Below are 21,551 nucleotides of genomic sequence, written 5' to 3' on the forward strand. Positions count from 1 at the left end.
CAGAGAGCGGGCAATCCTGCCCCGCTCTCGATTCGCGTCACGTGTTATTCGGTTTCCAGATCGATATCGATGCCGAGGGAACGAATTTCCTTGATCAACACGTTGAAAGACTCGGGCATGCCCGGCTCCATACGGTGATCGCCATCCACGATGTTTTTGTACATCTTGGTACGGCCGTTCACATCGTCCGACTTCACTGTGAGCATTTCTTGCAGAGTGTAAGCAGCACCGTATGCTTCCAGTGCCCAGACCTCCATCTCCCCGAAACGCTGACCACCGAACTGCGCCTTACCACCCAGCGGCTGCTGAGTAACCAGGCTGTACGAACCGGTAGAACGAGCGTGCATCTTGTCGTCTACCAAGTGGTTCAGCTTCAGCATGTACATGTAGCCAACAGTAACCGGGCGCTCGAACTTGTTGCCGGTACGGCCGTCGGTCAGCTGCATCTGGCCGCTTTCTGGCAGGTCCGCCAGTTTCAGCATGGCCTTGATTTCGCTTTCCTTGGCGCCGTCGAACACTGGAGTGGCCATTGGAACGCCGCCACGCAGGTTCTTCGCCAGATCCAGGATTTCCTGGTCGGAGAAGCTATCCAGATCTTCGTTACGACCGCCGATCTGGTTGTAGATCTCGTCGAGGAATTTACGAAGCTCAGCGACTTTGCGCTGCTCTTCGATCATCCGGTTGATCTTCTCGCCCAGACCTTTGGCCGCGAGGCCGAGGTGGGTTTCAAGGATCTGACCAACGTTCATACGCGAAGGTACGCCCAACGGGTTGAGGACGACGTCGACCGGGGTGCCATTGGCATCGTGCGGCATGTCTTCAACCGGCATGATCACGGAGACCACACCTTTGTTACCGTGACGACCGGCCATCTTGTCGCCCGGCTGGATGCGGCGACGGATTGCCAGGTAAACCTTGACGATTTTCAGCACGCCTGGAGCCAGGTCATCGCCCTGCTGCAGTTTGCGCTTCTTGTCTTCGAACTTGTCGTCCAGCAGACGGCGACGATCAACGATGTAGGCCTGGGCCTTCTCCAGCTGCTCGTTCAGAGCATCTTCAGCCATGCGCAGTTTGAACCACTGACCATGCTCAAGACCGTCGAGAACTTCGTCGGTGATGTCCTGACCTTTCTTCAGGCCGGCGCCGCCTTCGGCTTTGTGGCCGACCAGAGCGGAACGCAGACGTTCGAAAGTCGCGCCTTCAACGATACGGAACTCTTCGTTCAGATCCTTGCGGATCTCGTCGAGCTGAGTCTTCTCGATCGACAGTGCACGAGCATCACGCTCAACGCCGTCGCGGGTGAAGACCTGTACATCGATGACGGTACCCTTGGTGCCGGTAGGCACACGCAGGGAGGTGTCTTTAACGTCGCTGGCTTTTTCGCCGAAGATGGCACGCAGCAGTTTTTCTTCCGGAGTCAGCTGAGTCTCGCCTTTCGGAGTGACCTTACCAACCAGGATGTCGCCTGCGCCTACTTCAGCACCTACGTAAACGATACCGGCTTCGTCCAGCTTGTTCAGTGCAGCTTCACCCACGTTCGGGATGTCTGCAGTGATTTCCTCTGGCCCAAGCTTGGTGTCACGTGCCACACAGGTCAGTTCCTGAATGTGGATCGTGGTAAAGCGATCTTCTTGAACGACTCGTTCCGACAGGCAGATGGAGTCTTCGAAGTTGTAACCGTTCCAGGCCATGAACGCGATGCGCATGTTCTGACCCAGCGCCAGCTCACCCATATCGGTGGACGGGCCGTCAGCCATGATGTCGCTGCGCTGAACCCGATCACCTTTACGCACCAGCGGACGCTGGTTGATGCAGGTGTTCTGGTTGGAGCGGGTGTACTTGGTCAGGTTGTAGATGTCGACACCAGCTTCACCGGTTTCAACTTCATCATCAGCAACACGAACCACGATACGGCTGGCATCAACGGAGTCGATCACGCCACCACGACGAGCCACGACGCAAACGCCGGAGTCACGGGCTACGTTACGCTCCATGCCGGTACCGACCAGCGGCTTGTCAGCGCGCAGGGTAGGTACAGCTTGACGCTGCATGTTCGAACCCATCAACGCACGGTTGGCGTCATCGTGCTCGAGGAACGGGATCAGCGACGCTGCAACCGAAACTACCTGCTTCGGCGATACGTCCATCAAGGTGACGTCTTCCGGCGCCTTGACGGTGAACTCGTTCAAGTGACGAACAGCTACCAGCTCGTCGATCAGCATTTTCTTGTCGTTCATCGTGGCCGAAGCCTGAGCGATCACGTGATCAGCTTCTTCGATGGCGGACAGGAACACGATCTCGTCGGTGACCAGAGCGTCTTTCACCACACGGTACGGGCTCTCGAGGAAGCCGTACTGGTTGGTGCGCGCATAAGCGGCCAGGGAGTTGATCAGACCGATGTTCGGACCTTCCGGCGTTTCAATCGGGCATACACGACCGTAGTGAGTCGGGTGTACGTCACGCACTTCAAAGCCAGCACGCTCACGAGTCAAACCGCCAGGGCCGAGTGCAGACACACGACGCTTGTGGGTGATCTCGGACAGCGGGTTGTTCTGGTCCATGAACTGGGACAGCTGGCTGGAACCGAAGAACTCTTTCACCGCCGCAGCCACTGGCTTGGCGTTGATCAGGTCTTGCGGCATCAGGCCTTCGCTTTCAGCCATCGACAGACGCTCTTTGACCGCACGCTCTACACGTACCAGGCCAACGCGGAACTGGTTCTCGGCCATTTCGCCTACGCAGCGAACACGACGGTTACCCAGGTGGTCGATGTCATCGACGATGCCTTTACCGTTACGGATGTCGACCAGAGTCTTCAGTACCGCGACGATGTCTTCCTTGCACAACACGCCCGAACCTTCGATCTCGGTACGACCGATACGACGGTTGAACTTCATCCGGCCGACCGCAGACAGGTCATAGCGCTCAGGGCTGAAGAACAGGTTGTTGAACAGCGTCTCGGCAGCGTCTTTGGTTGGCGGCTCGCCTGGACGCATCATGCGATAGATCTCGACCAGCGCTTCCAATTGGTTGCTGGTGGAGTCGATCTTCAGCGTGTCGGAGACGAACGGACCGCAGTCGATGTCGTTGGTGTACAGAGTTTCGATGCGAACAACCTGAGCCTTGGCGATTTTTGCCAGGATCTCGGTGTTCAGCTCGGTGTTGCACTCTGCCAGGATTTCGCCGGTTGCCGGATGCACGATGGCCTTGGCGGTAGTGCGACCCAGGACGTAGTCTAGAGGCACTTCCAGGGTCTTGAGACCGGCTTTTTCGATCTGGTTGATGTGGCGCGCAGTAATACGGCGACCAGCCTCAACGATGACCTTGCCCTTCTCGTCCTGAATATCAAGAACAGCGATTTCACCACGCAGACGCGAAGCAATCAGTTCCAGACTGAGGGTTTCGCCGCTCAGGTGGAAAACGTTGGTGGTGTAGAACGCGTCGAGCACTTCTTCAGTGGTATATCCGAGCGCGCGCAGCAGTACCGATGCAGGCAGCTTGCGACGACGGTCGATACGCACGAACACGCAGTCTTTCGGATCGAACTCGAAGTCCAACCACGAACCGCGGTAAGGAATGATGCGCGCGGAGTAAAGCAGTTTGCCGGAGCTGTGCGTCTTGCCACGGTCGTGGTCGAAGAACACGCCCGGGGAACGGTGCAGCTGGGAAACGATTACACGCTCGGTACCGTTGATTACGAAGGTACCGTTCTCAGTCATCAGGGGGATTTCACCCATGTAGACTTCTTGCTCTTTAATGTCCTTGATCGCTTTGTTCGACGATTCTTTGTCGAAAATGATCAGGCGCACTTTTACCCGCAAAGGTACGGCGTAAGTTACACCGCGCAATACGCATTCTTTGACATCAAATGCCGGTTCGCCCAGGCGATAACCGACGTACTCCAGCGCAGCATTGCCGGAGTAGCTGATGATCGGGAAAACGGATTTGAAGGCCGCATGCAGGCCCACGTCGCGGAACTGATCTTTAGTCGCTCCCGCTTGCAAGAATTCACGATACGAATCCAGCTGGATGGCCAGGAGGTAAGGCACATCCATGACGTCCGGCAACTTGCTAAAGTCCTTGCGGATACGTTTTTTCTCAGTATATGAGTAAGCCATCAGCGTTCCCCAGCTTGGTCACCTGCTTGTTTGGCCCCTCCCGACGGGAGCAGCCAGAAAATCGTGCAAACCCCATGGTTTGCGCCACCGCATCGGGTGGTTACAGCTCGTTACCAGCACCGACCCAGTCGGCTGCCAATAACGGAAAAAGGCCGGTGGCAAGAGCCACCAGCCATCAGCCTTTCGCTTAACGCTCGGGCTGGAGACGCAAAGTCGATGCTTACTTCAGCTCGACTTTAGCGCCTGCTTCTTCCAGAGTGGCTTTGGCTTTGTCAGCTGCGTCTTTCGAAACAGCTTCCAGAACCATGCCAGGAGCGCCGTCAACTACTGCCTTGGCTTCTTTCAAGCCCAGACCGGTCAGTTCACGTACTGCCTTGATCACGTTAACTTTCTTCTCGCCAGCTTCCAGCAGCATGACGTTGAATTCAGTTTGTTCTTCAACAACGGCAGCGACAGCAGCTGGACCAGCGGAAGCAGCGGCAGCGGAAACGCCGAACTTCTCTTCCATGGCCTTGATCAGCTCAACGATTTCCAGAACGGATTTTTCGCCGATTGCTTCGATGATTTGGTCGTTAGTCAGAGACATGACTATAAATTCCTGTATTGGGGTGACAGCCTACGCGGCCATCGAAATAAACAATAAACGCTGAAAGGAGTCGCTCAGCCTTAGGCTGCGGCAGCTTCTTTCTGGTCGCGAAGGGCCGCCAGAGTACGAGCCAATTTGCTGGTTGCGCCTTGAATCACGCTCATCAGCTGAGAAATTGCTTCGTCACGGGTCGGCAGACTTGCCAGTACGTCGATCTGATTAGCTGCGAGGAACTTGCCCTCGAACGCAGCTGCCTTGATCTCGAACTTATCCTGACCTTTTGCGAACTCTTTGAAGATGCGAGCAGCAGCGCCCGGATGTTCTTTGGAGAATGCAATCAAGGTCGGGCCAGTGAACACGTCGTTGAGCACGTCATACTGAGTGCCAGCAACGGCGCGCTTGAGCAGGGTGTTACGTACAACACGTACGTAAACGCCAGCTTCACGAGCCTCTTTACGGAGTCCGGTCATAGCGCTTACTGTCACACCGCGGGCATCAGCCACAACAGCAGACAGGGCAACATTGGCAGCCTCGTTGACTTCAGCGACGATGGCCTTCTTGTCTTCGAGTTTAATTGCCACGGGTTTAACTCCTGCTTGTTACCGTTTCATCCAACCGGAGCCGGATGTCGTTTTGGTGTCTGATTCGGTAAGGAACCGGGAGCACCATCTGCGTAGGCTTGAGGTTTAAGACTTGCGTCGCCTACGGTCTTGGATAGCCCCCGCCAGGCAGGGACCCCAATCTTTCAATTGGCGCAATCGCTTGCGCCAACCTGTGTCTTACGCGTCGAGCGAGCCTTGGTCGATGACCAGACCTGGACCCATGGTGGTGCTCAGGGTAACGCGCTTGACGTAAATACCTTTCGAGGAAGCTGGCTTGATACGCTTCAGATCAGCGATCAGGGCTTCAACGTTTTCCTTCAGCTTGACGGCGTCGAAGCCGACTTTGCCAACGGAGGTGTGGATGATGCCGTTTTTGTCGGTGCGATAACGAACCTGACCAGCCTTGGCGTTTTTAACCGCGGTAGCTACGTCTGGCGTTACGGTGCCGACTTTAGGGTTAGGCATCAGGCCACGTGGGCCGAGGATCTGACCCAACTGACCAACAACGCGCATTGCATCCGGGGATGCGATAACGACGTCATAGTTCAGGTCGCCGCCTTTCATTTCGGCAGCCAGATCGTCCATACCTACACGGTCAGCGCCGGCAGCCAAAGCGGCCTCAGCAGCTGGACCCTGGGTGAACACAGCAACGCGAACAGTCTTGCCAGTGCCGTGTGGCAGCACAGTAGCGCTACGAACGACCTGGTCGGATTTACGCGGGTCAACACCCAGGTTTACAGCAACGTCGAAGGACTCGCTGAACTTGACAGTCGACAGCTCAGCCAGCAAAGCAGCAGCGTCTACAAAGTTGTAGGACTTGCCTGCTTCGATTTTGCCGGCGATAGCCTTTTGACGTTTGGTCAACTTAGCCATTACACACCCTCCACGTTAAGGCCCATGCTACGAGCAGAACCGGCGATAGTACGCACGGCCGCATCCATATCAGCTGCAGTCAGATCCGCGTTTTTGGTTTTCGCGATTTCTTCCAGCTGAGCACGAGTCACGGTGCCAACCTTAACGGTGTTCGGACGAGCGGAACCGCTAGTCAGACCAGCAGCCTTCTTCAGCAGAACCGAAGCAGGTGTGGATTTGGTTTCGAAAGTGAAGCTACGGTCGCTGTAGACAGTGATGATCACTGGAGTCGGCAGACCTGGTTCAATACCCTGAGTACGGGCGTTGAAAGCCTTGCAGAATTCCATGATGTTCACGCCGTGCTGACCCAGAGCAGGACCAACAGGTGGGCTTGGGTTAGCCTGAGCGGCCTTCACTTGCAGCTTGATGTAAGCGGTAATCTTCTTGGCCATGAGGCACTCCAATTACGGGTTCGAACGCCTCGAAAGGCTCCCCGGTTACTTGCGCGTTTATCCCAGTGACGACAAAACCCCACAGCCTAGGGCTGCGGGGTTGGGATGCTTGCTCAGCTAGACCTTTTCGACCTGGCTGAACTCTAGCTCTACCGGAGTAGAGCGACCGAAAATGAGCACTGCCACTTGGATTCGGCTCTTTTCGTAGTTAACTTCTTCGACCGTGCCGGTAAAGTCGGCAAACGGACCGTCGTTGACACGTACCGATTCGCCTGGCTCGAACAACGTCTTCGGCTTCGGCTTGTCGCTACCATCAGCAACGCGACGCAGAATCGCTTCTGCCTCTTTATCTGTGATTGGTGCTGGCTTATCAGCGGTACCGCCGATAAAACCCATCACCCGAGGAGTGTCCTTGACCAAGTGCCAAGTACCCTCATTCATGTCCATCTGAACCAGCACATAACCTGGGAAGAATTTGCGCTCGCTTTTGCGTTTCTGGCCATTACGCATTTCAACCACTTCTTCAGTGGGAACCAGAATTTCGCCAAAGCCATCTTCCATGCCAGCCAGCTTTACGCGCTCTACCAACGAGCGCATGACATGCTTCTCGTAACCGGAGTAAGCATGCACAACGTACCAACGCTTAGCCACGGGACACCCTTAGCCGACAATCAAGGAAACAAGCCAGCCGAGCAGGGAATCAAGCCCCCACAACAGCAACGCCATAACCAGAACAACAGCCACAACAATCAGTGTGGTCTGCGTGGTTTCTTGGCGAGTTGGCCACACGACTTTACGAATCTCGGTGCGAGCTTCCTTAACCAGTACAAAGAAAGACTTGCCCTTGACTGTCTGCAGGCCTACAAAGGCAGCTACAGCAGCAATGGCGAGCAAAGCTAGTACACGGTACAGGATCGGCGAAGCAGAGTAATACTGATTGCCAACAACGCCAACAACCACCAAAGCGACTACTACTAGCCACTTGAGCAGATCGAAGCGAGAGCCTTGAGCTTCAGCTTTAGGAGTCATCTATGAAGATCCTGTGAAAAGAAAGCCAGACACACCAAGTGAATCTGGCAGGTCAGGAGGGAATCGAACCCCCAACCTACGGTTTTGGAGACCGTCGCTCTGCCAATTGAGCTACTGACCTAAAACAAAATCAGGCCGACCATTATGCCGGCCCGAAAAAGACATTACAACAATTTACTCGATAACCTTCGCTACGACACCAGCGCCGACGGTACGACCGCCCTCACGGATAGCGAAACGCAGACCATCTTCCATTGCGATGGTTTTGATCAGAGTGACTGTCATTTGGACGTTGTCACCTGGCATCACCATCTCAACACCTTCCGGCAATTCGCAGTTACCAGTCACATCAGTCGTACGGAAGTAGAACTGTGGACGGTAGCCTTTAAAGAATGGCGTATGACGACCACCCTCTTCCTTGCTCAGAACGTAAACCTCAGCAGTGAACTTGGTATGCGGCTTGACGGTGCCCGGCTTAACCAGAACCTGGCCACGCTCAACATCATCACGCTTGGTACCGCGCAGCAAAACGCCGCAGTTCTCGCCAGCACGACCTTCGTCGAGCAGCTTGCGGAACATCTCAACACCAGTGCAAGTAGTTTTGACAGTGTCACGAAGACCAACAATCTCAACCTCTTCCTGAATGCGGACAATGCCACGCTCAACACGACCAGTCACAACAGTGCCGCGACCGGAGATCGAGAACACATCCTCGATCGGCATCAGGAACGGCTTATCAATAGCGCGCTCAGGCTGCGGAATGTAGCTATCCAGAGTCTCGACCAACTTCTTGACGGCGGTAGTGCCCATCTCGTTGTCGTCTTGACCGTTCAGAGCCATCAGCGCCGAACCAATGATGATCGGAGTGTCATCGCCTGGGAAATCATAAGTGCTCAGCAGATCGCGCACTTCCATCTCTACCAGCTCCAGCAGCTCAGCGTCGTCAACCATGTCAGCCTTGTTCAGGAAGACCACGATGTACGGAACGCCAACCTGGCGGGACAGCAGGATGTGCTCACGGGTTTGCGGCATCGGACCATCAGCGGCCGAGCAAACCAGAATCGCACCATCCATCTGAGCAGCACCGGTGATCATGTTTTTTACATAGTCGGCGTGACCAGGACAGTCAACGTGTGCGTAGTGACGCACGGCCGAATCGTACTCAACGTGAGCGGTGTTGATGGTAATACCACGAGCTTTTTCTTCAGGGGCGCTATCGATCTTGTCGAAGTCAACCTTTGCCGAACCGAAAACTTCGGAACAGACGCGAGTCAAAGCAGCTGTCAGGGTGGTCTTGCCATGGTCTACGTGACCAATGGTGCCGACGTTGACATGCGGCTTATTGCGTTCGAACTTTTCCTTAGCCATCAAAATCACCCCGAGGAGAAGAATTGAGCAAGTCAAACAAGCCATTAAAACAAAGGCAGATATTTTCATATCTGCCTTGTTATATGGAGCTCTTGAGCGGATTTGAACCGCTGACCTCACCCTTACCAAGGGTGTGCTCTACCAACTGAGCTACAAGAGCGTAACACTGCGCAGGATCTGCAAACATGGAGCGGGTAGCGGGAATCGAACCCGCATCATCAGCTTGGAAGGCTGAGGTTCTACCACTAAACTATACCCGCGAGCTTGCAGCTCTCGCTAAAAATGGTGGAGGGGGAAGGATTCGAACCTTCGAAGTCGTAGACGTCAGATTTACAGTCTGATCCCTTTGGCCGCTCGGGAACCCCTCCTAAGCGAGCCGGCATTCTATATCATGCCAGCCTTCTGTCAAGCATTTTCTCATTAAAAACCTGAGGTTAGCTGCGTTGACGTCGCTTCGAAGTGCTAACCGTTAAAGGTGTTCACTGCGAAGCGGGCGCCATTCTATGCAAACTATTCCGTGGGTGCAACCCCCTCGCACGGCATTATTTTATGTTTTAACTCATTGAATTCTCTGGAAAGGTTTTTCAGCTGCGAGTCATCCAGCCAGCGTCGGCTTTCTGGTGCTACACGCACCCAATAGCCCGCAGACTCCGAGGGATCCTTCGGCAAGGATTGGTACTTGATATCCATACCACTCAGCCGCCGCTCAACCGCCTGAGCGGCTTCCTGACGCGTAAAACCGCCCAGGTAGAGGCAACCACTGTCGGCCGGGGCAGATTTCCCTTTATCGCGAGTCGCGTCAGTCGTCTCGCTCAACAAGCGAATATCCTGCTGCGATCCCCGATACAAACTCAACGGCGTTACGTCTTTCGCACGAAGAGGAGCCTCTTGTTGGTGCCAGATGTAATAGAACACATTGAGAACAAGCAGCAGCAGGAACAACCAACGCATAAAAACCTCAGGACAAGGGACATGCCATAGCCAAACCTACAAAGACCAGATCCGGGACCACACGAGCCTCGGGGACGATCTCCGATACCAGGTCCGCATCACCACCAGTGAGAAACACATCAAATTCCTCCCCCCAGTAACTGCGCGCCAACTCTAATTGAGTCAAGACAAAGCCCCTCAACATCAGCAAGCACCCCCGCTCGACCGCCTCAACGGTTGTACGACCGGGAACAAGACTTTCAAGGGCGCGCTCCGCCGCGAGGTCTCCATATCGAATTTTGCGGGTATGGGTACGTAACTGGTTTCGCATCAACGGCATTCCCGGGCATATGAAGCCTCCGAGATGCCCCCCATCCCGGGAGATGAAGTCAGCAGTCACTGCAGTACCAAAATCGAGCACAAGGCACGCACCCGCCGCGAGATGAAAACCTCCGAGCATCGCCAACCAGCGATCAAGTCCAAGCCGTTCGAATTCTTCATAGCCATTACGAACCCCCGACATTTCGCGAGCCGGAACCGCACACATGACCGACACACTGAAAGCTTCTTTAAGCAGAGCAATCAATGCAGCGGTTTCCTCGGCAGTCCTGACACTGACCAACCGACAAAACTTGAGAGCCAGCCCCTCGAGGGCCTTCAAGCTCTCCAGCAGCGCAAGATCGGAATCAACGACACCCTCGCCAGCCACCCGCCGAGCATCCGCGTCGAGCACGCGCCACTTAATGAAACTGTTTCCGCAGTCGAGCTCAAGAATCATCACGCAACCTCAGACTAAGCTCACCGCCACTAAAGACTTTTTCCACACCATCCACCTTCAAGCGCAGAGCCCCCTGATTATCGATACCGAGCACTTCGCCATCTATCTGGTTAACACCGGCAATCAACGACACAGGCCGCCCTTGCCATAGATGATTTTGCTCCCACTCTGCCTGGATGGCTGAAAATCCGCCGACTTGATGACGACTCAAGTAAGCCTGAAGCATGATGTCCAACTCCGCGACCAGATGATTGCGATCAAACACCTTGCCAGACTCCAGCCGCATGGACGTCCACTGCTGATCAACCTCATCAGTCATCTGCATGTTCACATTGATGCCAACACCCAGCACCACATGACACACATCGGCAGGATCCCCCACCAGCTCGAGCAATATTCCGGCGATCTTCTTCTGACCAACCAGAACATCGTTTGGCCATTTTAATCCCGCACCCGAAACCCCAAGCTTGCGCAATGCCTGCATGACGGCGAGCCCAACAACAAGACTCAAGCCTTCAAGCTGACGCATCCCACCTTCAATACGCAATACCAGGCTGTAATAGATGTTTTCCGCAAACGGACTCACCCATTTCCGCCCACGCCGGCCGCGGCCGGCGGTCTGCCGCTCGGCGAGCACCAGAAATGGCGCGGCCTGGCCCCGCTCTACGGCGCGCAACGCTTCAGCATTAGTGGAGTCAATTGAATCGAAAACCAGAACGGGCCAATCACAAGAAGGCGTCCGGCCTCTTATCTCGGCAGGATCAAGCAGTGTCAGCGGTGCTGCCAATTGATAGCCACGCCCACGCACCTTATGGATGGACAAGCCCAGCTCAGCCTCCAAATGCTGAAGCTGCTTCCATACGGCACTACGACTGACGCCCAAGGCAACGCCCAGAGCCTGACCTGAATGGAATCGGCCATCTTTAAGAAGCTTTAACAACGTCAGCATGCAAGTCTCGCCTCACAATGAGGCCCGCATGATAGCTATGCCCCGAGCCGTTGCATAGAAACCGTACAGGCCACTTTCCTGCGGACAAAACAAAACCCCTACCTGCATACGCAGATAGGGGTTTCGGAATTTAATCTTGACGATGACCTACTCTCACATGGGGAAACCCCACACTACCATCGGCGATGCATCGTTTCACTGCTGAGTTCGGGATGGGATCAGGTGGTTCCAATGCTCTATGGTCGTCAAGAAATTCGGGTACCGAGTCGTGGCCGGCTGGCCGCGCTTCAGCAAATTGGGTAAGTGATAGCTTTCGGTGTTTTGCAAGATCTCGAACTTTCGGTTCGTTTCGTCTTCACACACCGCAATCTGGTGTCCCTTTTCATTTATAAAGAAGGGTCAGCAAATTGCTTGGGTGTTATATGGTCAAGCCTCACGGGCAATTAGTATTGGTTAGCTCAACGCCTCACAGCGCTTACACACCCAACCTATCAACGTCGTAGTCTTCGACGGCCCTTCAGGGGACTCAAGGTCCCAGTGAGATCTCATCTTGAGGCTAGTTTCCCGCTTAGATGCTTTCAGCGGTTATCTATTCCGAACATAGCTACCCGGCAATGCCACTGGCGTGACAACCGGAACACCAGAGGTTCGTCCACTCCGGTCCTCTCGTACTAGGAGCAGCCCCTCTCAAATCTCAAACGTCCACGGCAGATAGGGACCGAACTGTCTCACGACGTTCTAAACCCAGCTCGCGTACCACTTTAAATGGCGAACAGCCATACCCTTGGGACCGGCTTCAGCCCCAGGATGTGATGAGCCGACATCGAGGTGCCAAACACCGCCGTCGATATGAACTCTTGGGCGGTATCAGCCTGTTATCCCCGGAGTACCTTTTATCCGTTGAGCGATGGCCCTTCCATACAGAACCACCGGATCACTAAGACCTACTTTCGTACCTGCTCGACGTGTCTGTCTCGCAGTCAAGCGCGCTTTTGCCTTTATACTCTACGACCGATTTCCGACCGGTCTGAGCGCACCTTCGTACTCCTCCGTTACTCTTTAGGAGGAGACCGCCCCAGTCAAACTACCCACCATACACTGTCCTCGATCCGGATAACGGACCTGAGTTAGAACCTCAAAGTTGCCAGGGTGGTATTTCAAGGTTGGCTCCACGCGAACTGGCGTCCACGCTTCAAAGCCTCCCACCTATCCTACACAAGCAAATTCAAAGTCCAGTGCAAAGCTATAGTAAAGGTTCACGGGGTCTTTCCGTCTAGCCGCGGATACACTGCATCTTCACAGCGATTTCAATTTCACTGAGTCTCGGGTGGAGACAGCGCCGCCATCGTTACGCCATTCGTGCAGGTCGGAACTTACCCGACAAGGAATTTCGCTACCTTAGGACCGTTATAGTTACGGCCGCCGTTTACCGGGGCTTCGATCAAGAGCTTCGCGTTAGCTAACCCCATCAATTAACCTTCCGGCACCGGGCAGGCGTCACACCCTATACGTCCACTTTCGTGTTTGCAGAGTGCTGTGTTTTTAATAAACAGTCGCAGCGGCCTGGTATCTTCGACCGGCATGGGCTTACGCAGTAAATGCTTCACCCTCACCGGCGCACCTTCTCCCGAAGTTACGGTGCCATTTTGCCTAGTTCCTTCACCCGAGTTCTCTCAAGCGCCTTGGTATTCTCTACCCAACCACCTGTGTCGGTTTGGGGTACGGTTCCTGGTTACCTGAAGCTTAGAAGCTTTTCTTGGAAGCATGGCATCAACCACTTCGTCACCCAAAGGGTAACTCGTCATCAGCTCTCGGCCTTAAGATCCCGGATTTACCTAAGATCTCAGCCTACCACCTTAAACTTGGACAACCAACGCCAAGCTGGCCTAGCCTTCTCCGTCCCTCCATCGCAATAACCAGAAGTACAGGAATATTAACCTGTTTTCCATCGACTACGCTTTTCAGCCTCGCCTTAGGGACCGACTAACCCTGCGTCGATTAACGTTGCGCAGGAAACCTTGGTCTTTCGGCGTGGGTGTTTTTCACACCCATTGTCGTTACTCATGTCAGCATTCGCACTTCTGATACCTCCAGCAAGCTTCTCAACTCACCTTCACAGGCTTACAGAACGCTCCTCTACCGCATCACCTAAGTGATACCCGTAGCTTCGGTGTATGGTTTGAGCCCCGTTACATCTTCCGCGCAGGCCGACTCGACTAGTGAGCTATTACGCTTTCTTTAAAGGGTGGCTGCTTCTAAGCCAACCTCCTAGCTGTCTAAGCCTTCCCACATCGTTTCCCACTTAACCATAACTTTGGGACCTTAGCTGACGGTCTGGGTTGTTTCCCTTTTCACGACGGACGTTAGCACCCGCCGTGTGTCTCCCATGCTCGGCACTTGTAGGTATTCGGAGTTTGCATCGGTTTGGTAAGTCGGGATGACCCCCTAGCCGAAACAGTGCTCTACCCCCTACAGTGATACATGAGGCGCTACCTAAATAGCTTTCGAGGAGAACCAGCTATCTCCGAGCTTGATTAGCCTTTCACTCCGATCCACAGGTCATCCGCTAACTTTTCAACGGTAGTCGGTTCGGTCCTCCAGTTAGTGTTACCCAACCTTCAACCTGCCCATGGATAGATCGCCCGGTTTCGGGTCTATTCCCAGCGACTAGACGCCCTATTAAGACTCGCTTTCGCTACGCCTCCCCTATTCGGTTAAGCTCGCCACTGAAAATAAGTCGCTGACCCATTATACAAAAGGTACGCAGTCACCCAACAAAGTGGGCTCCCACTGCTTGTACGCATACGGTTTCAGGATCTATTTCACTCCCCTCTCCGGGGTTCTTTTCGCCTTTCCCTCACGGTACTAGTTCACTATCGGTCAGTCAGTAGTATTTAGCCTTGGAGGATGGTCCCCCCATATTCAGACAAAGTTTCTCGTGCTCCGTCCTACTCGATTTCATGACTAAGAGATTTTCGCGTACAGGGCTATCACCCACTATGGCCGTACTTTCCAGAACGTTCCGCTAATCTCAAAGCCACTTAAGGGCTAGTCCCCGTTCGCTCGCCACTACTAAGGGAATCTCGGTTGATTTCTTTTCCTCAGGGTACTTAGATGTTTCAGTTCCCCTGGTTCGCTTCTTAAGCCTATGTATTCAGCTTAAGATACCTAACTTATGTTAGGTGGGTTCCCCCATTCAGACATCTCCGGATCACAGTCTGTTTGCCGACTCCCCGAAGCTTTTCGCAGGCTACCACGTCTTTCATCGCCTCTGACTGCCAAGGCATCCACCGTATGCGCTTCTTCACTTGACCATATAACCCCAAGCAATCTGGTTATACTGTGAAGACGACATTCGCCGAAAATTCGATAATACTCAATTAAGAGCAACTCACAAATTTTACCTTAGCCTGATCCAACACCAGTGAAAGTGTTGTTCAGTCTATCTTTCTATCACATACCCAAATTTTTAAAGAACGATCTAATCAAAGACTAGAAATCAACATTCACCATCATCACGATGGAATGCTCATTTCTAAGCTTTCAACAAACAGAAGCAGTAGTGGTGGAGCCAAACGGGATCGAACCGTTGACCTCCTGCGTGCAAGGCAGGCGCTCTCCCAGCTGAGCTATGGCCCCGTATTGCTACAGGTTTCCCACACAAAAATTGGTGGGTCTGGGCAGATTCGAACTGCCGACCTCACCCTTATCAGGGGTGCGCTCTAACCAACTGAGCTACAGACCCAATTTCGGGCTGCTTCTTTATCGTCTTCTTCAATGAATCAAGCAATTCGTGTGGGAACTTATGGAGCAGCTGATGTCGTCGATTAAGGAGGTGATCCAGCCGCAGGTTCCCCTACGGCTACCTTGTTACGACTTCACCCCAGTCATGAATCACACCGTGGTAACCGTCCTCCCGAAGGTTAGACTAGCTACTTCTGGTGCAACCCACTCCCATGGTGTGACGGGCGGTGTGTACAAGGCCCGGGAACGTATTCACCGCGACATTCTGATTCGCGATTACTAGCGATTCCGACTTCACGCAGTCGAGTTGCAGACTGCGATCCGGACTACGATCGGTTTTCTGGGATTAGCTCCACCTCGCGGCTTGGCAACCCTCTGTACCGACCATTGTAGCACGTGTGTAGCCCAGGCCGTAAGGGCCATGATGACTTGACGTCATCCCCACCTTCCTCCGGTTTGTCACCGGCAGTCTCCTTAGAGTGCCCACCATTACGTGCTGGTAACTAAGGACAAGGGTTGCGCTCGTTACGGGACTTAACCCAACATCTCACGACACGAGCTGACGACAGCCATGCAGCACCTGTCTCAATGCTCCCGAAGGCACTCCGCTATCTCTAGCAGATTCATTGGATGTCAAGGCCTGGTAAGGTTCTTCGCGTTGCTTCGAATTAAACCACATGCTCCACCGCTTGTGCGGGCCCCCGTCAATTCATTTGAGTTTTAACCTTGCGGCCGTACTCCCCAGGCGGTCAACTTAATGCGTTAGCTGCGCCACTAAGAGCTCAAGGCTCCCAACGGCTAGTTGACATCGTTTACGGCGTGGACTACCAGGGTATCTAATCCTGTTTGCTCCCCACGCTTTCGCACCTCAGTGTCAGTATCAGTCCAGGTGGTCGCCTTCGCCACTGGTGTTCCTTCCTATATCTACGCATTTCACCGCTACACAGGAAATTCCACCACCCTCTACCATACTCTAGCTCGACAGTTTTGAATGCAGTTCCCAGGTTGAGCCCGGGGATTTCACATCCAACTTAACGAACCACCTACGCGCGCTTTACGCCCAGTAATTCCGATTAACGCTTGCACCCTCTGTATTACCGCGGCTGCTGGCACAGAGTTAGCCGGTGCTTATTCTGTCGGTAACGTCAAAACAGATACGTATTAGGTAACTGCCCTTCCTCCCAACTTAAAGTGCTTTACAATCCGAAGACCTTCTTCACACACGCGGCATGGCTGGATCAGGCTTTCGCCCATTGTCCAATATTCCCCACTGCTGCCTCCCGTAGGAGTCTGGACCGTGTCTCAGTTCCAGTGTGACTGATCATCCTCTCAGACCAGTTACGGATCGTCGCCTTGGTGAGCCATTACCTCACCAACTAGCTAATCCGACCTAGGCTCATCTGATAGCGCAAGGCCCGAAGGTCCCCTGCTTTCTCCCGTAGGACGTATGCGGTATTAGCGTCCGTTTCCGAGCGTTATCCCCCACTACCAGGCAGATTCCTAGGCATTACTCACCCGTCCGCCGCTCTCAAGAGAAGCAAGCTTCTCTCTACCGCTCGACTTGCATGTGTTAGGCCTGCCGCCAGCGTTCAATCTGAGCCATGATCAAACTCTTCAGTTCAAACATCTTTGGGTTTTTAAGAAACCCTAAACTTGGCTCAGCAATCGTTGGTTACATCTTTGATTTCTCGCGGAGTAACTTGTGATGCTGATAATCTTGTTGACTATCAGTCTGACTCCACAAGCACCCACACGAATTGCTTGATTCAGTTGTTAAAGAGCGGTGGGTTGAGCCTTTCGTCTCAACCGAGGCGCGCATTCTACAGCAGCGCCAGTTACTGTCAAGCGGTTATTTTCCGAAGTTTTCAAAGTTTCCTTTGCAACTTCAACCACTTGCGCTTCCGATCTCTCGTCAGCGGGAGGCGAATTCTACAGCGTTACTCGCTGCTGTCAACCCCTCTTTTCCGCTGCTTTCGACCGAGAAGATCGAATCGTTGATAAGGCGACAACACACTGCCTTAACAACTCCTTCCAGGCTTCGATGAACTGAAGCAACCTGCTGCCGAAAACTGCGTAACTCTTTGTTTGCCAAGGAGTTTTCCGTTTCGACTGCGCCGGAAGTGGGCGAATTATAGACTTCCAGAATCTGCCGTCAACCCCTAATTTCAGCCTTATTCGGATTTGAGCGTAATACGCGCAAATGCCTTCTTCCCGGCCTGGCAAACATGGGTCGAGCCCAGTGCGTATATAAAGGTGCGATCGACAACCTCACCATCGATACGCACACCACCCGATCCCAGCAGATCACGCGCAACGGCCGAGTTCTTCACCAGCCCTGCTTTATTAAGGACGGCAGCGATCGGCATATCCTCGGCGGCAGTCAATTCGATCTCTGGAAGGTCGTCTGGCAGCTCGCCTTCCTTCATACGGTTACCCGCCGCACGGTGAGCATTGGCCGCAGCCTCTTCACCATGGAAACGGGCAACGATCTCTTCGGCCAACTTGATCTTGATGTCGCGAGGGTTTGCGCCCGCCTCGACATCGGCACGGAATGCATTGATCTCATCCATGGAGCGGAAGCTGAGCAATTCGAAGTAGCGCCACATCAGCACATCTGGAATGGAAACCAGCTTGCCGTACATGACACCCGGTGCTTCCTGGATACCGACGTAGTTGCCCAATGACTTGGACATCTTCTTCACGCCATCCAGACCTTCGAGCAGCGGCATCGTCAGAATGCATTGCGGCTCCTGACCATAACCGCGCTGCAGCTCACGCCCCATCAACAGGTTGAACTTCTGATCGGTACCCCCCAACTCGACATCCGCGCGCAAGGCAACCGAGTCATAACCCTGAACCAGCGGATAAAGGAACTCGTGAATGGCGATGGGCTGATTGGAGGTGTAGCGCTTATCGAAGTCATCACGCTCGAGCATGCGAGCAACGGTGTACTGCGAAGTCAGGCGAATGAAATCGGCCGGCCCCATCTGATCCATCCAGGTGGAGTTGAACGCAACTTCGGTTTTAGCCGGATCGAGGATCTTGAAGACCTGGGTCTTGTAGGTCTCGGCATTCTCGAGAACCTGCTCGCGAGTGAGCGGCGGGCGTGTTGCACTCTTGCCGCTTGGATCACCAATCATCCCGGTGAAGTCACCTATCAGGAAGATCACCTGATGCCCCAGCTCCTGGAACTGGCGCAGCTTATTAATAAGCACGGTGTGACCCAGGTGCAAATCCGGCGCAGTCGGATCGAAGCCTGCCTTAATACGTAGCGGCTGGCCACGCTTGAGCTTTTCGATCAGCTCGGACTCGACCAACAGTTCTTCCGCACCACGTTTAATCAGCGCTAGCTGCTCTTCAACCGACTTCATAACAGACCCGCAAGGCTCGAATTCAAAGGGAACCAACCATACAAGATCGCGCGTCAAATACAAGTTCTGCCCAGCGCACGGACGCCAATCCACGGGCAGAGTGTCCGCGGACTTGCTTCAGAGATGATTTGGTTATATTTTATACAGTTATTTCATCTTCATCATGTCATTCATCTTTTCCAATTCATCTTTTTTCAAAGTCAAAATTACCTATGACCAAAGAATCGTCTAAAGCGCCACCGCTTTACCCGAAGACTCACCTGCTCGCAGCAAGTGGCATCGCCGCTCTACTGAGCCTGGCGCTTCTGGTATTTCCTTCCAGTGATGTTGAAGCCAAAAAGACGACCCTGAGTCTTGAACTGGAAAGCCCTGCTGAACAACTGACACAAGATCAAGACGCTGCTGACGCTGTCCAAGCCACAAATGAGCCAGCAGCCTCCCCTTTCGCGCAGATCGAAAACAGCGCCGAAGACACCCAGGAAACCGCCCAGGTCGAGCCGGCACCGGCACCAGCACCTGCGCCTGTCGTCGAAGAAAAGAAGGCGCCCAATCACCGGGAAGTGATCGTCACCAAAGGCGATACGCTCTCCACACTGTTCGCGAAAGTCGGTCTTCCGGCCGCTTCAGTGCATGACGTGTTGGCCAGCGACAAGCAAGCCAAGCAGTTCAGCCAACTCAAACATGGCCAGAAACTCGAATTCGAACTGAGCCCGGACGGCCAGCTGACCAACCTGCACAGCAAGGTCAGCGACGTCGAAAGCATTAGCCTGACCAAGAACGACAAGGGTTACGCGTTCAACCGCATTACCGCCAAACCAACCGTTCGCTCCGCCTATGTCCACGGCGTGATCAACAGCTCGCTGTCGCAGTCCGCGGCACGTGCGGGCCTGTCCCACAGCCTGACCATGGACATGGCCAGCGTGTTTGGCTACGACGTCGACTTCGCCCAGGATATTCGCCAGGGTGACGAGTTCGACGTGATCTACGAGCAGAAAGTCGTCAATGGCAAAGCGGTCGGCAATGGCCCGATCCTGTCAGCGCGCTTCACCAACCGCGGCAAGACCTACACCGCCGTGCGTTACACCAACAAACAAGGCAACAGCAGCTACTACACCGCTGATGGCAACAGCATGCGCAAGGCGTTCATCCGCACGCCGGTCGACTTCGCCCGCATCAGCTCGAAGTTCTCCATGGGCCGCAAGCATCCGATCCTGAACAAGATACGCGCCCACAAAGGCGTCGATTACGCAGCGCCGCGCGGTACGCCGATCAAGGCTGCCGGTGACGGCAAAGTGTTGTTGGCCGGTCGCCGTGGCGGCTACGGCAACACCGTGATCATCCAGCACGGCAACACTTATCGCACGCTGTACGGGCACATGCAGGGCTTCGCCAAGGGCATCAAGACTGGCGGCAGCGTCAAGCAAGGTCAGGTGATTGGTTATATCGGTACAACCGGTCTATCCACCGGCCCGCATTTGCATTATGAGTTCCAGGTCAATGGCGTACACGTCGACCCACTGGGTCAGAAGGTGGCGATGGCCGATCCGATCTCCAAAGGCGAACGCGCGCGTTTCCTTGCGCAAAGTCAGCCTCTGATGGCACGCATGGACCAAGAAAAGGCCACCATGCTGGCCTCGAGCAAACGCTAAGCCATGGTGCTCTATATAGGCGTGATGTCCGGGACCAGCCTTGATGGCCTGGACATTGCGCTGATCGAGCAAACCGCGGCGATCAAGCTGATCGCCACGCACTACATCCCCATGCCTGAATCCCTGCGCGCCGAGCTGCTTGGCTTGTGCGCCAGTGGCCCGGACGAGATTGCCCGCTCCGCCATCGCCCAGCAGAACTGGGTAAAACTGGCGGCCCAGGGCATTCACACCCTTCTCGATCAACAAAACCTCAAGCCTGAAGACATTCGAGCGATTGGCAGCCACGGCCAGACCATTCGCCACGAACCGGCGCGCGGGTTTACGGTGCAGATTGGCAACCCGGCCTTATTGACCGAGCTGACCGGCATCACCGTGGTCAGCGACTTCCGCAGCCGCGACGTCGCCGCTGGCGGGCAAGGCGCCCCACTGGTTCCAGCCTTTCACGAGGCCCTGTTTGAAGAGCGCAAAGGCCACCGTGCGGTACTGAACGTCGGTGGCTTCAGCAATCTCAGCCTGATTGAACCTGGCCAACCTGTCGCCGGTTTCGATTGCGGGCCGGGGAATGTCCTGATGGATGCCTGGATTCACCAGCAACACGGTGACAACTTTGATCGTGACGGCCAATGGGCGGCCAGTGGCAAGGTCGAACCTGTTCTGTTGCAAGCGCTGCTCAGCGATCCGTTCTTTGTCACCAAAGGCCCGAAGAGCACCGGTCGCGAAGTGTTCAACCTGCCATGGCTGACACAACACCTTTCGCACTTGCCGACGTTCGCTGCCGAAGATGTCCAGGCAACGCTGCTTGAACTCACCGCGCTGACCATTATCGAGTCGTTGCAAAGTGCCCAATCGGACACCCAGGAATTGCTGGTCTGTGGCGGCGGCGCGCACAACGCGGCGCTGATGAACCGCTTGGCTGCTTTGCTACCCAACGCCAAGGTCAGCAGCACCGCGGCTTACGGTGTTGACCCGGATTGGGTCGAAGCCATGGCCTTCGCCTGGCTGGCCCATTGCTGCCTGGAAGGCATTGCGGCCAACCGCCCGAGCGTCACCGGCGCCCGAGGCCTGCGCGTGCTCGGCGCCATCTATCCGGCCTGAAGCAGAACCCCGGACAGCAAAACGCCGC

The 21,551-nt window shown here is 54.5% G+C and carries 14 protein-coding genes, 6 tRNA genes and 3 rRNA genes; 2 read left to right on the forward strand and 21 right to left on the reverse strand.

The genetic code is table 11. The annotated features are described in order from the left end of the window. Nucleotides 1-44 precede the first annotated feature (44 nt). The 21 genes from rpoB to tyrS form a co-directional block, all read right to left on the reverse strand. Nucleotides 45-4,118: a DNA-directed RNA polymerase subunit beta gene (gene rpoB, locus ACA057_RS28435; RefSeq protein ID WP_219097508.1), complete on the reverse strand. Its 4,074-nt coding sequence runs from the start codon at nt 4,116-4,118 to the stop codon at nt 45-47. Between the two features lie 220 nt (nt 4,119-4,338). After that, nucleotides 4,339-4,704, reverse strand: coding sequence for a 50S ribosomal protein L7/L12 (rplL, locus tag ACA057_RS28440; RefSeq protein WP_010467258.1), 366 nt, complete (start codon nt 4,702-4,704; stop codon nt 4,339-4,341). An 80-nt stretch (nt 4,705-4,784) separates the two neighbouring features. After that, nucleotides 4,785-5,285 carry a 50S ribosomal protein L10 gene (rplJ, locus tag ACA057_RS28445; protein ID WP_028621539.1) on the reverse strand — a complete coding sequence of 167 codons (501 nt, stop codon included), beginning with the start codon at nt 5,283-5,285 and terminating at the stop codon, nt 4,785-4,787. A gap of 198 nt (nt 5,286-5,483) precedes the next feature. Next, complete coding sequence (gene rplA, locus ACA057_RS28450; RefSeq protein WP_007896626.1) at nt 5,484-6,179, reverse strand: 50S ribosomal protein L1; 696 nt, start codon at nt 6,177-6,179, stop codon at nt 5,484-5,486. Next, a complete protein-coding gene (gene rplK, locus ACA057_RS28455) occupies nt 6,179-6,610 on the reverse strand; it encodes a 50S ribosomal protein L11 (protein WP_003210097.1) in 432 nt (143 codons plus the stop codon). The genes rplA and rplK overlap by 1 nt, the downstream gene beginning before the upstream one ends. A 117-nt stretch (nt 6,611-6,727) precedes the next feature. Further along, entirely contained in the window at nt 6,728-7,261 is a 534-nt protein-coding gene (gene nusG, locus ACA057_RS28460; protein WP_007896622.1) for a transcription termination/antitermination protein NusG, read from the reverse strand. 9 nt (nt 7,262-7,270) lie between these two features. Then, nucleotides 7,271-7,639 carry a preprotein translocase subunit SecE gene (gene secE, locus ACA057_RS28465; protein WP_008145488.1) on the reverse strand — a complete coding sequence of 123 codons (369 nt, stop codon included), beginning with the start codon at nt 7,637-7,639 and terminating at the stop codon, nt 7,271-7,273. Nucleotides 7,640-7,684: 45 nt separating this feature from the next. Further along, nucleotides 7,685-7,760 (reverse strand) — tRNA-Trp (locus ACA057_RS28470). 53 nt (nt 7,761-7,813) lie between these two features. Further along, a complete protein-coding gene (gene tuf, locus ACA057_RS28475) occupies nt 7,814-9,007 on the reverse strand; it encodes an elongation factor Tu (RefSeq protein WP_007896619.1) in 1,194 nt (397 codons plus the stop codon). A gap of 84 nt (nt 9,008-9,091) precedes the next feature. Then, a tRNA-Thr gene (locus ACA057_RS28480) sits at nt 9,092-9,167 on the reverse strand. Nucleotides 9,168-9,193: 26 nt separating this feature from the next. After that, a tRNA-Gly gene (locus ACA057_RS28485) sits at nt 9,194-9,267 on the reverse strand. Between the two features lie 23 nt (nt 9,268-9,290). Beyond that, a tRNA-Tyr gene (locus ACA057_RS28490) sits at nt 9,291-9,375 on the reverse strand. Between the two features lie 142 nt (nt 9,376-9,517). Then, entirely contained in the window at nt 9,518-9,958 is a 441-nt protein-coding gene (locus tag ACA057_RS28495; RefSeq protein ID WP_497344125.1) for a hypothetical protein, read from the reverse strand. Between the two features lie 7 nt (nt 9,959-9,965). Then, the gene (locus tag ACA057_RS28500; RefSeq protein ID WP_497344127.1) at nt 9,966-10,715 is read right to left on the reverse strand and encodes a pantothenate kinase; all 750 of its coding nucleotides are present in this window, start codon (nt 10,713-10,715) and stop codon (nt 9,966-9,968) included. Beyond that, nucleotides 10,705-11,664 (reverse strand): bifunctional biotin--[acetyl-CoA-carboxylase] ligase/biotin operon repressor BirA, encoded by a 960-nt coding sequence (gene birA / locus ACA057_RS28505; protein WP_497344129.1) that lies wholly within the window; start codon nt 11,662-11,664, stop codon nt 10,705-10,707. Before birA ends, ACA057_RS28500 begins: the two co-directional genes overlap by 11 nt. 134 nt (nt 11,665-11,798) lie before the next feature. After that, nucleotides 11,799-11,914, reverse strand: a 5S ribosomal RNA gene (rrf, locus tag ACA057_RS28510). Nucleotides 11,915-12,086: 172 nt separating this feature from the next. Then, nucleotides 12,087-14,978 (reverse strand): 23S ribosomal RNA (locus ACA057_RS28515). 249 nt (nt 14,979-15,227) lie between these two features. Further along, nucleotides 15,228-15,303: transfer RNA gene (locus tag ACA057_RS28520), tRNA-Ala, on the reverse strand. Between the two features lie 29 nt (nt 15,304-15,332). Next, nucleotides 15,333-15,409 (reverse strand) — tRNA-Ile (locus ACA057_RS28525). Nucleotides 15,410-15,492: 83 nt separating this feature from the next. After that, nucleotides 15,493-17,029 (reverse strand): 16S ribosomal RNA (locus ACA057_RS28530). The 16S, 23S and 5S rRNA genes sit together here with 2 tRNA genes alongside, the layout of an rRNA operon. A gap of 550 nt (nt 17,030-17,579) precedes the next feature. Then, nucleotides 17,580-18,779, reverse strand: coding sequence for a tyrosine--tRNA ligase (gene tyrS / locus ACA057_RS28535; protein ID WP_497350044.1), 1,200 nt, complete (start codon nt 18,777-18,779; stop codon nt 17,580-17,582). 212 nt (nt 18,780-18,991) lie between these two features. Here tyrS and ACA057_RS28540 point away from each other — a divergent pair, with 212 nt between their 5' ends. After that, a complete protein-coding gene (locus ACA057_RS28540) occupies nt 18,992-20,428 on the forward strand; it encodes a peptidoglycan DD-metalloendopeptidase family protein (RefSeq protein ID WP_497344131.1) in 1,437 nt (478 codons plus the stop codon). 3 nt (nt 20,429-20,431) lie between these two features. Beyond that, the gene (locus ACA057_RS28545; RefSeq protein WP_497344133.1) at nt 20,432-21,523 is read left to right on the forward strand and encodes an anhydro-N-acetylmuramic acid kinase; all 1,092 of its coding nucleotides are present in this window, start codon (nt 20,432-20,434) and stop codon (nt 21,521-21,523) included. Nucleotides 21,524-21,551: the final 28 nt, after the last annotated feature.

It is taken from the genome of Pseudomonas sp. LBUM1661 (assembly GCF_059695925.1).